This is a genomic window from Streptomyces sp. NPDC031210, from assembly GCF_055570395.1.
On record NZ_JBVIHH010000002.1, the window covers coordinates 94,288 to 108,008 of the forward strand.

The following is a 13,721-nucleotide window of genomic DNA, read 5'->3' on the forward strand; positions in this document are numbered from 1 at the left end:
GATCCGCCTTTGATCTGTAATCGCTGTTTGGCCGGGAAATCACCCCTATGTCGCGATTGCACGAGGGAACGAACGGCGCGACCCGGATTCACGTCACTTCTCGGGCGGGCCGGAATCCATCGCTCCGAGCCTCGGCGTTTCGCCGCGTGCGCCGGTGCTGCCGCTGTACGCCTGCCCTGTTTCGTACCGGTCAGGCCGTTGACTCCCCGATCAGGGCCGAAGTGCGGGATCATGTGGCCATGACCGAGGTGTCCTCGCTCACCGGCCGGCTGCTCGTGGCCACCCCCGCGCTCGCCGATCCCAACTTCGACCGCGCGGTCGTGCTGCTTCTCGACCACGACGAGGAGGGCTCCCTCGGCGTGGTCCTCAACCGCCCGACGCCGGTCGGTGTCGCCGACATCCTCGCGCCGTGGGCCGCGCTCACCGGCGAGCCGGGGGTCGTCTTCCAGGGCGGCCCGGTCTCGCTGGACTCCGCGCTCGGCGTGGCCGTGGTCCCCGGCGGGATCTCCGGCGACGGCGGCGGCCCGCCTCTGGGGAGGGGCGCCCGGCCCGGCGGCTCCGACACCGAGGTGGCCGGCGCGCCGGCGGCCGGTACGGCGGAGAACGACCGAGCCGAGGACGAACCGCTGGGATGGCGCCGGGTGCACGGCGCCATCGGCCTGGTCGACCTGGAGGCCCCGCCCGAACTCCTGGCCGCCGTCCTGGGCAGCCTGCGGATCTTCGCCGGGTACGCGGGCTGGGGCCCGGGCCAGTTGGAGGACGAACTGGTCGAGGGCGCCTGGTACGTCGTCGAGTCCGAACCGGGCGACGTCTCCTCACCCGCCCCCGAACAGCTCTGGCGCGCGGTCCTGCGGCGGCAGCGCAACGAACTGGCGATGGTGGCCACGTATCCGGACGACCCTTCGCTGAACTAGACGATCCCGCGCCGAACCGGCCTTCAGGCCGCGGGCGGAGGCGTCTCACAGGGTCTTGTTACGGGTTCGTCATGGGGAATTGTCAGTGCCCGTCGCTATCGTTCGACAGGTCAGGGCAAAGGAGCGCGGACGCCGGACGGCCGCGCGGGACACACGGCGAGACATACGGGGAGAGCGCCATGCACAGGCCGAGCGTGCCCGAGGACCTGGACCATCCGGCGCGGGTGTGGGCGCGCGCCGCGACGCTGGCGGTCGTCGCGGCCGCGGTGGAGGACGGCGACGAGTTCACCTGGAACGCCGACGGCCTGGAGTGCTGGCAGGGCGGCGGCAGCTACTGGTGGCGGCTGAAGATGTTCGAGGACGGCCGCGCGGTGCTGTGCGGCCACGACGCGGACGGCAGCTACACCCACAGCGGGAACCGGCAGATCGACTTCCTCGCCGGCGGGCCCGACTGGCTGCCCTGGAAGCGGCTGCGGGACGACGCCGAGGGAAACCTCCTCGGGTTCGTCTACTGGTGGCAGGACGGCGCCTGGGCCCGCGCGCCGTATCCGGAGAAGCTGCCGAACGACGGGCTGGAGATGGCCATGAGCTGGGCCGCCCCGGGAGAGGAGGCGGTCGCGGAGATCGTGGACCACCTCGTGGCGCGCACGGAGACGGACCTCGACCCGGCGGCGGAGGTCCGCGCCTTCCTCGCCGCGGCCGAGGCCCGCACGGTCGGCGCGGCGGACATCGCCGCGCTGCTGGCGGCGGCCTGCGACGAGGACTCCTGGTACGAAGTCCGGCCGGAGGCCGCCCTGGCGTTCGCCACGGAACTGGGGCTGACGGCGGGGGACCGGGGCGGGGTGACGGTGGGGACCGGGTGAGCGCCGCCAAAGCGGTCACCGGGCCGTCCGTGCGGTGACCGCGCCGCCGGTGCGGTCACCGGGCCGCCGGTGCGGCCAGGGCGAAGAAGCGCTCCGCGAGCGGATGGGCGTCGCGGGCCGGCAGCGCGAGACGGACGGGCACGGACGGCGCGTTCTTGAGCCGTAGGTAGCGGATGCCCGGGTGCGGGTGGCGCCGGGCGACCGGCTCCGGGGCCACGCCGACGCCGTGACCGGCCGCGACCGCCTCCAGCCACTCGTCGAAGTTGCCGGCCGTGCAGGCGAGTTGGGGACGCCGCTCGGCGGGCCACAGGTCGGGCCGGGTGGTGCCCGTGACGGTGTTGACCACCAGCGGCAGATCCGCCAGCTCCGACCAGTCCAGCACCCGGCGGCCGGCCAGGGCCCGCGGGGCTTCGCCCGTGCGCGAGACGGCGGCGACCCGCGGTTCGCGCAGCAGCACGGTGGTGCGCAGCCCGGCGCCCGGCGGCACGTCGCCCCGCAGGACGGCCACGTCCGACTCGCCGGTCTCCAGGCCGGCCAGGGGCGCGTCGCGGCGCACCAGCCGCACCCCCGCGCCGGTCGCCGCCTCGAATTCCGCGGTGAGCGCGGCGCAGGCGGCGGGCAGCAGCGAGGTGAAGCCGAGCCGCAGGATCGCGGGCCCGGCGGGGGAGCGCAGGGCGGCGGCGAGCCGGGGCAGCAGCGGCGCGAGGTCGGCGTAGAGGCGGCGGCCGGCGTCGGTGAGTTCGACGCGGCGGGTCGTACGGTCCAGCAGTTGGGCGCCGAGCGCCGTCTCCAGCGCGCGGACGGTCCGCGTCAGCGCGGGCTGGCCGATTCCCAGCCGGCCGGCGGCGTGCGTGAAGCTGCGCTCCTCCGCAACGGCGACGAATCCGCGCAGATGCCGCAGCTCCACACCCTCAAGGCCGTCGAAGGCATCGATCTCACTCATGCCGCCCCAGCATAAATGCCCCCGGCCAGGCATTTCCCCCGGCATCCGGAGACTGCCTACGTTTCCCCTCGGTGCGCCCCGGAGCCCCCGAGGGCGCCCGTAAACCCTCCGGACGATCACGGGAGTCGAACGCGGTGCGCAAGGTCTGGCTGCTGACGCTGGGGGCCTTCACCCTCGGCCTGGACGCGTATGTGATGGCCGGGCTGCTCCCGGTCCTGGCCGAGGACATCGGCACCCGGGTGGCCCTGGCCGGCCAGTTGGTCACCGTCTTCACCCTGGCCTACGCGCTCAGTGCCCCGCTGGTCGCCGGACTGCTCACCGGCGTCCGGCCCCGCGCCCTGATCCTGACGGCACTGGCCGTCTTCACCCTCGGCAACGGCGTGACGGCGCTCGCCCCCTCGCTCGGGGCCCTGCTCCTCGCCCGGGTGGTCGCGGGCGCCGGAGCCGGGGTGTACTCGGCGCTGTCCACCGCCGCGGCCGCCGCCCTCGCCCCGGCCGGACGGCGCGGACGGGCGCTGGCCCTGGTGATGGGCGGGATGAGCGCGGGCACCGTCCTGGGCGTGCCGATCGGGGTACTGCTGGCCGAGCACACCGGCTGGCGCGCCACGATGTGGCTGGTGACCGCCCTGGGCGCGGTGGCTCTCGGCGGCCTCGCCGCGCTGCTGCCGGATCTGCCGGCCGGGCCCGCCGTACCGGTCCGGGCCCGGCTGGCGGCCCTGACCGACCGTGCCGTGACACCCGTCGTCGGCGTGTCCTTCCTGGCCGCCGTCGCCAGCCTCGGCCTGTACACCTACCTCGCGCCGGTGCTGGCCGCCGCGGGCGGCGTCGGCGAGGTGGCCCCCTATCTGTGGGCCTGGGGCGTGGGCGGGGTGCTGGGCAGTGTGCTGGCCGGGCCGCTGGTGGACCGTACGGGCCGGGCCGGCGCGCTGGTCGGCGCGGTGCTCACGGTGATCGTCGTGGCGCAGGCGCTGCTGCCGCCGCTCGCGTCGGCCGCGCTGCCCGGCGCGGTGGTCGCGCTGGTGGCGTGGGGCGCGGCGGGCTGGGCCTTGCAGGTGCCGCAGCAGCACCGGCTGCTGGCGCTGCGCGCGGACCGCGGCACGGTCGCCCTCGCCCTGAACAACTCGGCGCTCTATCTGGGCAGCGCGGTCGGCTCCGCCCTCGCCGGGCTGGCGCTGGCGGCGGGCCTGGCGCCGTACGCGCTGCCGTGGGCCGCGGCCGGTGTGGCGGCCGCGGGACTCGCCCTGCATGTGGCGGCGGGCCGACGCTCCCGGGTTCGCGCGCGCCTGGGTACCCTTGGCGGTTATGAGCACTCTTGAGCCCGAGCGCGGGGCAGGTACGGGGACCCTCGTAGAGCCGACACCGCAGGTGTCGCACGGCGACGGCGACCACGAGCGCTTCGCCCACTACGTCCAGAAGGACAAGATCATGGCGAGCGCGCTCGACGGCACCCCCGTCGTCGCGCTGTGCGGCAAGGTCTGGGTCCCGGGGCGCGACCCGAAGAAGTATCCGGTGTGCCCGATGTGCAAGGAGATCTTCGAGTCCATGGGCGCCGGTGGCGACAAGGACAAGGGCGGCAAGGACGGCGGCAAGAAGTAGGACGCGCGCGGCGGTCCGGTGCCACGGCAGGTTGCGGCGGTGCGGGCCCGGGTCCCTCAAGGGATCCGGGCCCGCCGTCGGATGTGGGCCTGGGATTCGGGTGTGGGCCTGGGATTCGGGCCGTCGGACCCGGGCCTCGGATACGGGCCGTCGGGTCCGCCGTCGGCCCGGCCCGTCAGTGTGCCCTCGCCGCTCCGGCGACCCCGGACGGTCGCCTCCGGGTGACCGGCTCCCCCGGGGCCCGGCTCACTGACGGTGGTGCGGTGCCAGGTCGAAGACGTGGCCGCTGGAGACGCCGGCCACGCACGGGTTGGCGTAGGTGCGCGCGAAACCGATCGCCCGGCCCCGCCAGGTGCCGTGCGCGACGACGGTGACCGGCGCGTAGTGCAGCGGACAGGGCCGGGCGGCGGCCGGGAGCCGGGCGAAGTCGCCCTGCGCGGCGTCCAGGTTGCGGCAGGCGGAGTACGGCCGGGGATGCGTCCCGGAGTCCGGCGCGCAGGCCAGCCGGGCGGAGCCGATCACCTTTCCGGTGGAGTCCACGCCCCGGTGGACGGTGATGGTCACCGTGCCGCGCGGCGCCTGGCCGGGCCCCGGGTCGGCGACGGAGGCCGGCGCGGCGAGGGGCAGCAGCCCGAGCGTGGTGACGGCGAGCAGCGCGACGCGCAGGCGGTTGGCGCGGGCGGTGCGTGCGCGGCGGGTGGGAGGCGTGGTGCGTACGGCGGGCGCGGCGGTGCGTACGGCAGCCGGGCGCGGGCTGGTGACCACGGGATCGGGGTGGGAGGAAGCGGGGCGCATCCGGGCGTCTCCTTCGGGTCAGGGGCGGGCCGGGGCGGGCCGTGCGGGCGGAAGATGCCCTCTGGATAGCCCCACCGGGCGCCAACGGGCCGGAATGTGGGCCACCGGCGGCGTGTCGCACGGCCCACCGGCGCGCCGCCGCGGAAACCGGGCCCGCCCGTGCGGGGCCCTCCCGCCGAACCGGCCACCTCCCGCCGAACCGGCCCCCCTCCCGCGACAACGTGTCAGCATCGACCGCGACGACTCCCTATGCCCCACGACCAAGGACTGACGTCGTGACAGATGTGGACACGGACCTCCTCCCGCTGCCGCTGCGGGCCCGCACCGCCCGCCCCGAGGACGGCGAAGGCTTCGTCCTCGACCAGGACACCGGGATCGAGGCGCCGCCCGGGACGGAAGCGGTCGCCCAGTGGCTGCGCGCCACCGTCGGCGCGGCCACCGGCCTCCCCCTGTGGCCGCTGCCCGCCCCCGCGGACCCTCCGGGCGCCGCGCCCGGCGGCGACCCGCGCCCCGCCAACCGCATCGTGCTCCGCCTCCCGCCCGACGACGAGCCGCCCCTGGGCCGCGAGGGCTACCGGCTCGACGTCACCCCCGACCGCGTCCTCCTCGAAGGCGGCGGCGAGGCGGGACTCTTCTGGGCCGCGCAGACGCTCCGTCAACTCCTCGGCCCGGACGCCTTCCGGCGGGCGCCCGTCCGCCCCGGCTGGCGGGATCGGCCCCTCCCGGCGCTGACCGTCGAGGACGCCCCCCGCTTCCCCTGGCGCGGCATGCTGCTCGACGTCGCCCGCCACTTCCTGCCCACGGACGGGGTGTTGCGCTACATCGACCTGCTGGCCGCCCACAAGCTCAACGTCCTGCATCTGCACCTCACCGACGACCAGGGCTGGCGCATGGAGATCCGGCGCTATCCCCGGCTCACCGAGGTCGGTGCCTGGCGCAGGCGCACCAAGCTCGGCCACCGGGCCTCACCCCTGTGGGACGAGCGCCCGCACGGCGGCTTCTACACCCACGACGACCTCCGCGAGATCGTGGCCTACGCCGCCGCCCGGCATATCACCGTCGTCCCCGAGATCGACCTGCCCGGCCACTCGCAGGCCGCCATCGCGGCGTATCCGGAACTCGGTAACACCGACGTCATCGACACCACCTCCCTGGAGGTCTGGGACACCTGGGGCGTCAACCCGAACGTACTCGCACCCACTGACAACACCCTCCGCTTCTACGAGCACGTCCTGGAGGAGGTCCTCGCGCTCTTCCCCTCGCCCTTCGTGCACATCGGCGGCGACGAATGCCCCAAGGACCAGTGGAAGGCTTCACCCACCGCCCAGGCCCGCATCGCCGAGCTCGGGCTGTCCGGCGAGGAGGAGTTGCAGAGCTGGTTCATCCGGCACTTCGACCGCTGGCTCGCCGACCGGGGCCGGCGGCTGATCGGCTGGGACGAGATCCTGGAGGGCGGACTCGCCCCCGGCGCCGCGGTGTCCTCCTGGCGCGGCTACGCCGGCGGGGTCGCCGCCGCCCGCGCCGGGCACGACGTCGTCATGTGCCCCGAGCAGCAGGTGTATCTGGACCACCGCCAACACCCCGGCCCCGATGAGCCGGTGCCGATCGGCTACGTACGGACCCTGGAGGATGTCTACGCCTTCGAGCCGGTGCCGCCCGAGTTGACGGACGAGCAGGCCGCGCGCGTCCTGGGCACCCAGGCCAACGTCTGGACCGAGGTCATGGACAGTCAGCAGCGCCTCGACTACCAGGTCTTCCCGCGCCTGGCCGCCTTCGCCGAGGTCGCCTGGTCGCGGCTGCCACCGCCGGCCGCGCGCGACCTGGAGGACTTCGCCCGGCGGATGGCCGTCCACTACACGCGACTCGACGCGCTCGGCGTCGGCTACCGCCCGCCCGGCGGCCCCCACCCGTGGCAGAAACGCCCCGGCATCCTCGGACGCCCGATCGACGGGGCGCCCCCAAACGTGTGAGCCAGGGTGCGGGGGAGGAGCCCGCTTCGCCCGCCCCTGGGACCGTGGACGTCCGCACCGCCGTACGGGCGGCGAGCGCCCCGCCCGGAGCCGACGAACGGCCGCTCGGCGCCGCGTGGCACGGCAATCCGCACCTTCGGCACCAGTGGGAGAAATCGGACCAGCGCGCCGTTCGGGGACGGATTGTCGCTTCGCGGACCCTCTCGCCCGTGGGTCCGGCAAGATGTGCCAGAGTTGCCACGTCCGGGCCGTGAGCACGTACCGTACGGCGGAGCGGAACAGCCGGGACACCGGGGAAGGGGCAGCTCGCTTGACCACGCACGCACCGCACGCGTCGCACACGGTGACGTTGCCGGCCTCGCTCGACGAGGCGGTGGCGGCGCTCACCGCCATGCCCGCCGCCGTGCCCGTCGCGGGCGGCACCGACCTCATGGCGGCCGTCAACGCCGGACTCCTCAGGCCGGCCGCCCTGGTGGGCCTGGGACGGATCAGCGAGATCCGCGGCTGGCAGTACCAGGACGGCCACGCGCTGCTCGGCGCCGGCCTCACCCTCGCCCGCATGGGACGCCCCGACTTCGCCGCGCTCATCCCGGGCCTGGCCGCCGCCGCCCGCGCGGCCGGCCCCCCGCAGATCCGCAACGCCGGCACCCTCGGCGGCAACATCGTCACCTGCGCGCCCACCGGCGACACCCTGCCCGTCCTCGCCGCCCTCGAAGCAACGGTGATCATCGCCGGACCGGGAGGCGGCCGCCGCGAGATCCCGGTCAGCCACCTCCTGGCGGGCCGGGAGATGCTGCGGCCCGGCGAACTCGTCGGCTTCGTACGGGTGCCGCTGCTGCACGCCCCGCAGACCTTCCTCAAGGCCACCGGCCGCACCGGCCCCGGCCGCGCCACCGCCTCCGTGGCGATGGTCCTGGACCCGGCGCGGCGCGGCGTGCGCTGCGCGGTGGGCGCCGTCGCCGCCATGCCGCTGCGCCCCCTGGAGGCCGAGCAGTGGGTGGCCTCCCTCATCGACTGGGACGGCGAACGCGGCCTGGTACCGGAGGCGCTGACGGCCTTCGGCGACTACGTGGCCGCCGCCTGCATCCCCGACCCGGCGCCGCCCGAGGACGGCACGGAACCGGTGCCCCTGCCGCCCGCCGCACTGCACCTGCGCCGTACGGTGGCAGCCCTGGCCCGCCGCGCACTCGGGAGGGCGCTCTCATGAGCGAGCGCAGCGAGCCGATCATCAGGAGGTGCGCGCCTCGCGAATGCGAGGCCGAGCGAAGCGAGGGCTCGGCATGAGCGACGCAGACCACCGCAATCCGCAGCAGCACCCCGACCAGGGCTGGCAGCCGCTGCCGCAGGGCGGGGAGTACGAATCGGAGGCGACGGCCTTCGTCCAGCTCCCGGAGGGCTTCACCACCGGGGTCTACGGCGCGACACCCGGATACGGCACCCCCGGCGCCGACCCGCTCGCCGCGCCCGGCCACGGATACACCCCGCCGGCCTCCTTCACCCGGCACGCCGCCACCCCGCCGCTGCCCGGCGCAGCCACCGACCCGGCGTCGACCGGCCAGTGGACCATGCCGTTCGCCGACTCCTCGGCCGGCTACGCCGACCACTCCGGCGGCTACGCCAACCACCCCGGCGCGCACCAGGGACCGCCCGCCGACTACCAGGGCGGCGCCCCCGAAGCGGCGCAGCCGTGGGGCGGCGCCCAGGTGGACTGGCCGGTCGCGGGCGGCACCGAAGCGGCCGCCGCGTCCGGGCCGTGGTCGGTCCCGGCCGCGGCGGACGACGGCCTGGAGGAGTCCGGCGAGTACCTGGTCGGCAACGACGGCGGCCTGACCGACCACCCCGGGCATTCGGGCCTCCCCGGCCACGGCGGACACCCGGGTCACCCCGGGCTCCCCGGGCCGGGCGCCGCCGGCTACCAGGGCGGCGGATACCAGGACACCTACGGCGGCCAGGCCGGCCACGACGGCCCGGCGGGCACCGGCGGGCACGCGGAGACCGGCAACTGGAACTTCACGGCCGGGCTCGGCGCCACCACGGGTGCTGCGCACGGCGGCGAGCAGGGCACGGGCGGCGGTGAGCACGGCGCCTTCGGGGGCGGCCTCGGGGGTGATTTCCGGGGGGACGGTTTCGGCGACGGCGCCGGCGAGGGCTTCGGTGCCGGCGAGGGCTTCCGGGACGGCGTGGGGGAGAACCCCCACGGGCAGTCGGGGCAGCACGGGCAGCCGGCGCAGCCGGGGCAGGCGCACGGCCAGGAGGCTGCCGCCGGGTCGCACCCCGGGCCTGTGGACGGTCCGTACGCCCGGGAAGACGGCCCGTACGCCCGCGAAGGCGGACTGCCGGGCCACGACGTCGGCCCTGGTGGCGAACTGCCCGGCGGCGACCTCTCCGGTGGCGACCTGCCCGGTGGCGACCCGTTCGCGGCCGGAGCGGCCGGCGACGCCCTCGGTACCGGAGGCGCGACCGGGCACTGGTCCCTGCCGGCCGACGCGCTGGCCCAGTGGCCGCCGGCCTCCGAGAGGGCGCCTCAGCACGAGGCGGCCCCGGGTGGGCAGGAGCGGCCGGACCTTTCCGGTGAGTACCCCGGCGGCCCGGGTTCCGACGGCGCCGGTGGTGCGTACGGGGCGTATGGAGCGTACGAGAGCGCCCCGCTGACGGACGGGGAGCACGCCGCGGAGCCGCCCGCCGAGGAGCGCGCCGGGGAGGCCGCGCACCCGCAGGCCGCCGAGACGCACGCCCCCGACGCGCACGGCATGGACGCGCACGCCCCCGAGGCGCACGGCATGGACCACGCCCCGGACGCGCACGCCCCCGAGGCCCAGGCTCCGGACCCGCACGTTCCCGCCCCGCACGCCCCTGAGACGCACGCCCCTGAGACCCACCCGGCCGACGCGCGGGCGACCGCCGAGTCCGGCCCCGGCGGGGACGTCGGCCACGGCCCCGCGCCGGACGCGGACGCTCCCGGTGACGTCTCCGACGCGCCCCTGGCCGGTGCCGCCGACGACGCCGCGCAGCCCGCCGACGCCCCGGCCGAGGCCGCCGCCGTCACCGATCCCGCACCCGTCGCCGACCCGGACCCCGACCCCGCCCCCGGCGCTCCGGAAGCCGCCGAACCGTCGGCGCCGGCCGGCCCCGTGCCCCCCACCGCCGAAGCGGCCCCCGAGCCCCAGGCGGCCCCCGGAGCGGCCGAAGCGGCGGCCGGTGCCGCGGGGCACGCCGACGCCTCCGGCGGCCTCTCCGACGCCCCGGCCGAGCCCGCCGCCGACGCGTACGACGAACACCCCGCCACCTCCTACGTGCTGCGCGTCAACGGCACCGACCGACCGGTCACCGACGCCTGGATCGGCGAGTCGCTGCTCTACGTGCTGCGCGAACGCCTGGGCCTGGCCGGCGCCAAGGACGGTTGCTCCCAGGGCGAGTGCGGGGCCTGCTCGGTGCAGGTGGACGGCCGGCTGGTCGCCTCCTGCCTGGTGCCCGCGGCCACCGCGGCGGGCAGCGAGGTCCGTACCGTCGAGGGACTGGCGCAGGGCGGCGCGCCCTCCGACGTCCAGCGCGCCCTCGCCGCCTCCGGGGCCGTGCAGTGCGGCTTCTGCGTACCGGGCATGGCGATGACCGTCCACGACCTCCTGGAGGGCAACCACGCCCCCAGCGAGCTGGAGACGCGCAAGGCGCTGTGCGGCAACCTGTGCCGCTGCTCCGGCTACCGCGGGGTGCTCGACGCCGTCGGGGAGGTCGTCAAGGCCCGCGCGGAGGCCGCCGAGGCCGCGACGCAGGCGCCCCAGGACACGCCGGTCATTCCCCACCAGGCGGGCCCCGCCGACCCCACCGGCGCCGCCCCGTACGACCAGAGTTCCCCCGGCCACCACCCCCACGACCCGCTCCCGCACGGGCCGCACCACGAGGGCCCGGACGCCGGTCCGCAGACGGGAGGCCCCGCATGAGCGGCATGACAGACGGCGCCGGCTCCATCACGGCGACCCCCGCGGCGGGCGTCCCGGTCCCGCCCGTCGAGCCGTCCCCGCACGGCCTGGGCGTCTCCCTGCCGCCCGCCGACGCGCCGGCCAAGACCGAGGGCACGTTCCCGTACGCCGCCGACCTGTGGGCCGAGGGCCTGCTGTGGGCGGCGGTGCTGCGTTCGCCGCATCCCCGCGCGCGGATCGTGTCGATCGACACCAAGCACGCGGTGGAGATGCCGGGCGTACGCGCCGTCGTCACGCACGAGGACGTCCCCGGTGACGCCGGACACGGCCGCGGCACGGCCGACCGCCCGGTCTTCGCCAAGGACGAGGTCCGCCACCACGGTGAGCCGATCGCCGCGGTGGCCGCCGACCACCCCGACACCGCACGGCTGGCCGCCGCCGCCATCGCCGTCGAGTACGAGCTCCTGGACGCCGTCACCGACCCGCAGCTCGCCTTCGAGGCGGAGCCGCTGCACCCGGACGGCAACCTCATCCGGCACATCCCGCTCCGCTTCGGCGACGCGGAGGCGGTCGGCGACGTCATGGTCGAGGGCCTCTACCGGATCGGCCGCCAGGACCCGGCCCCCATCGGGGCCGAGGCCGGGCTCGCCGTGCCGCGCCCCGACGGCGGCGTGGAGATCTACACCGCCTCCACGGACCCGCACACCGACCGCGACCTGGCCGCCGCGTCCTTCGGCCTCGACCCCGAACGCGTCAAGGTCGTGGTGACCGGCGTCCCCGGCGCCACCGCCGACCGCGAGGACCCCGGCATCCAGCTCAGCCTCGGCCTGCTGGCGCTGCGTACGGGCTGCCCCGTCAAGCTCGCGGCGACCCGGGAGGAGTCCTTCCTCGCGCACGCCCACCGCCACCCCACTTTGCTGCGCTACCGCCATCACGCCGACTCCGAGGGCAAGCTCGTCAAGGTGGAGGCGCAGATCCTGATGGACGCCGGCGCCTACGCCGACACCTCCGCCGACGCGCTGGCCGCCGCGGTCTCCTTCGCCTGCGGCCCGTACGTCGTCCCGCACGCCGTCATCGAGGGCTGGGCGGTGCGCACGAACAACCCGCCGTCCGGGCACATGCGCGGCGAGGGGGCGCTCCAGGTGTGCGCCGCCTACGAGGGCCAGATGGACAAACTGGCCGCGCAGTTGGGGCTGGAACCGGACGAGATCCGGCTGCGCAACGTCATGGCCACCGGCGATCTGCTGCCCACCGGGCAGACGGTCACCTGCCCGGCCCCGGTCGCCGAACTCCTGCGCGCCGTCAAGGAAGAGCCGCTGCCCGAGCTGCCCAAGGACACCCCCGAAGCGGAATGGCTGCTGCCGGGCGGTCCCGAGGGTGCGGGCGAGCCGGGCGCGGTACGCCGCGGGGTGGGCTACGCCCTGGGCATGGTGCACATGCTCGGCGCGGAGGGCACCGACGAGGTGTCCACGGCCACGGTCAAGGTCAGCGGCTCGGTCGCCACCGTCATCTGCGCCGCCGTGGAGACCGGTTCGGGCTTCTCCACCCTGGCGCGGCAGATCGTGCAGGAGACGCTGGGCATCGAAGAGGTGCACGTCGCGGGCGTGGACACGGACCAGCCGCCGGCCGGCCCGGCCTGCCACGGCCGGCACACCTGGGTCTCCGGAGGCGCCGTCGAGCGCGCCGCCAAGATGGTCCGTACGCAACTGCTCCAGCCGCTGGCCCACAAGTTCGGGATGTCGACCGAGCTGCTCCAGATCACCGACGGCAAGATCACCTCCTACGACGGGGTGTTGAGCACGACGGTCGCGGAAGCGCTCGACGGCAAGGAGCTGTGGGCCACCGCCCAGTGCCGGCCGCACCCCACCGAGCCGCTGGACGAGAGCGGGCAGGGCGACGCGTTCGTGGGCCTGGCGTTCTGCGCGATCCGCTGCGTCGCCGACGTCGACATCGAACTGGGCACCATCCGGGTGGTGGAGATGACCGTCGCCCAGGACGTGGGCCGGGTGCTCAACCCGCGTCAGCTACGGGCCCGCATCGAGGCGGGGGTCACCCAGGGCCTGGGCGCCGCCCTGATGGAGAATCTGCGCACCACGCGGGGCCAGGTCCGCCACCCGGACCTCACCGGATACGCGCTGCCGACCGCGCTGGACGCGCCCGACATCAAGATCGTCAAGCTGGTCGAGGAACGCGATGTGGTCGCCCCGTTCGGCGCCAAGCCCGCCAGCGCGGTCCCCGTCGTGACCGCCCCGGCCGCCGTCGCGTCCGCCGTGCGCGCCGCCACCGGCCGCCCCATCGGCCGCCTCCCGATCCGCCCGCAGGCGGCGGTGGCGCAGACGGTGGCGCGGGGGTAGGCGCGCCGGCTGGTTGGTTTTTCCCCGCCGCCCACCCCCCTTCGGGGGGTGGGCGGGTGTATGTGCGTCAGGTTCGGCTGCCGTACGCCGGGGCCCCGGGGCGGCAGGCCGGAGCCCCGTGGCCGCACGCCGAGCCCCGCGGCCGCACGCCGGGGCTCGGTGCCCGGGGCCCTCCAGCTCCCCCGGCAGCCCCGGCCCCCGCCGCCACGCCCCCGCCTCACCCGCCTCCCGCCACGACCGCCTGCCTCACCCGCCTCCCCACCCCTCCCCCACCTGCAATTTCACTCTCCGTAATGGCAATTGTCAGTGTCGTCACGTACAGTGATTTTCGACGCGTGGGGAAGCGACGGGCGAGCGGGGCGGGCGAGT

General features: G+C 75.9%; 10 protein-coding genes. 8 read left to right on the plus strand and 2 right to left on the minus strand.

Annotation, left to right across the window (positions count from 1 at the left end):
- Nucleotides 1-239: 239 nt before the first annotated feature.
- Nucleotides 240-914 carry a YqgE/AlgH family protein gene (locus ACZ45Z_RS04160; protein ID WP_468355775.1) on the plus strand — a complete coding sequence of 225 codons (675 nt, stop codon included), beginning with the start codon at nt 240-242 and terminating at the stop codon, nt 912-914.
- 179 nt (nt 915-1,093) lie between these two features.
- Nucleotides 1,094-1,777: a hypothetical protein gene (locus ACZ45Z_RS04165; protein WP_468355778.1), complete on the plus strand. Its 684-nt coding sequence runs from the start codon at nt 1,094-1,096 to the stop codon at nt 1,775-1,777.
- A 55-nt stretch (nt 1,778-1,832) separates the two neighbouring features.
- Here the strand turns inward: ACZ45Z_RS04165 and ACZ45Z_RS04170 are convergent, their stop codons facing one another.
- The gene (locus ACZ45Z_RS04170) at nt 1,833-2,720 is read right to left on the minus strand and encodes a LysR family transcriptional regulator (protein WP_468355781.1); all 888 of its coding nucleotides are present in this window, start codon (nt 2,718-2,720) and stop codon (nt 1,833-1,835) included.
- Nucleotides 2,721-2,854: 134 nt separating this feature from the next.
- Between ACZ45Z_RS04170 and ACZ45Z_RS04175 the strand changes: the two genes are divergently transcribed.
- Both ACZ45Z_RS04175 and ACZ45Z_RS04180 read left to right on the plus strand, forming a co-directional pair.
- Nucleotides 2,855-4,036, plus strand: coding sequence for an MFS transporter (locus tag ACZ45Z_RS04175; protein WP_468355784.1), 1,182 nt, complete (start codon nt 2,855-2,857; stop codon nt 4,034-4,036).
- Nucleotides 4,023-4,316: a DUF3039 domain-containing protein gene (locus ACZ45Z_RS04180; protein WP_026169910.1), complete on the plus strand. Its 294-nt coding sequence runs from the start codon at nt 4,023-4,025 to the stop codon at nt 4,314-4,316. Before ACZ45Z_RS04175 ends, ACZ45Z_RS04180 begins: the two co-directional genes overlap by 14 nt.
- Before the next feature lie 246 nt (nt 4,317-4,562).
- Here ACZ45Z_RS04180 and ACZ45Z_RS04185 read toward each other — a convergent pair whose 3' ends face one another.
- On the minus strand, nt 4,563-5,111 hold the full coding sequence (locus ACZ45Z_RS04185) for an SSI family serine proteinase inhibitor (RefSeq protein ID WP_468355787.1): 549 nt from the start codon (nt 5,109-5,111) through the stop codon (nt 4,563-4,565).
- Nucleotides 5,112-5,386: 275 nt separating this feature from the next.
- Here ACZ45Z_RS04185 and ACZ45Z_RS04190 point away from each other — a divergent pair, with 275 nt between their 5' ends.
- The 4 genes from ACZ45Z_RS04190 to ACZ45Z_RS04205 all read left to right on the plus strand — a co-directional run bounded on the left by ACZ45Z_RS04190 (nt 5,387) and on the right by ACZ45Z_RS04205 (nt 13,352).
- Complete coding sequence (locus ACZ45Z_RS04190) at nt 5,387-7,081, plus strand: beta-N-acetylhexosaminidase (RefSeq protein WP_468355790.1); 1,695 nt, start codon at nt 5,387-5,389, stop codon at nt 7,079-7,081.
- A 310-nt stretch (nt 7,082-7,391) separates the two neighbouring features.
- Nucleotides 7,392-8,288, plus strand: coding sequence for an FAD binding domain-containing protein (locus tag ACZ45Z_RS04195; protein ID WP_468355793.1), 897 nt, complete (start codon nt 7,392-7,394; stop codon nt 8,286-8,288).
- A gap of 73 nt (nt 8,289-8,361) precedes the next feature.
- Complete coding sequence (locus tag ACZ45Z_RS04200; protein ID WP_468355796.1) at nt 8,362-11,019, plus strand: (2Fe-2S)-binding protein; 2,658 nt, start codon at nt 8,362-8,364, stop codon at nt 11,017-11,019.
- Nucleotides 11,016-13,352: a xanthine dehydrogenase family protein molybdopterin-binding subunit gene (locus ACZ45Z_RS04205; protein WP_468355799.1), complete on the plus strand. Its 2,337-nt coding sequence runs from the start codon at nt 11,016-11,018 to the stop codon at nt 13,350-13,352. Before ACZ45Z_RS04200 ends, ACZ45Z_RS04205 begins: the two co-directional genes overlap by 4 nt.
- Nucleotides 13,353-13,721: the final 369 nt, after the last annotated feature.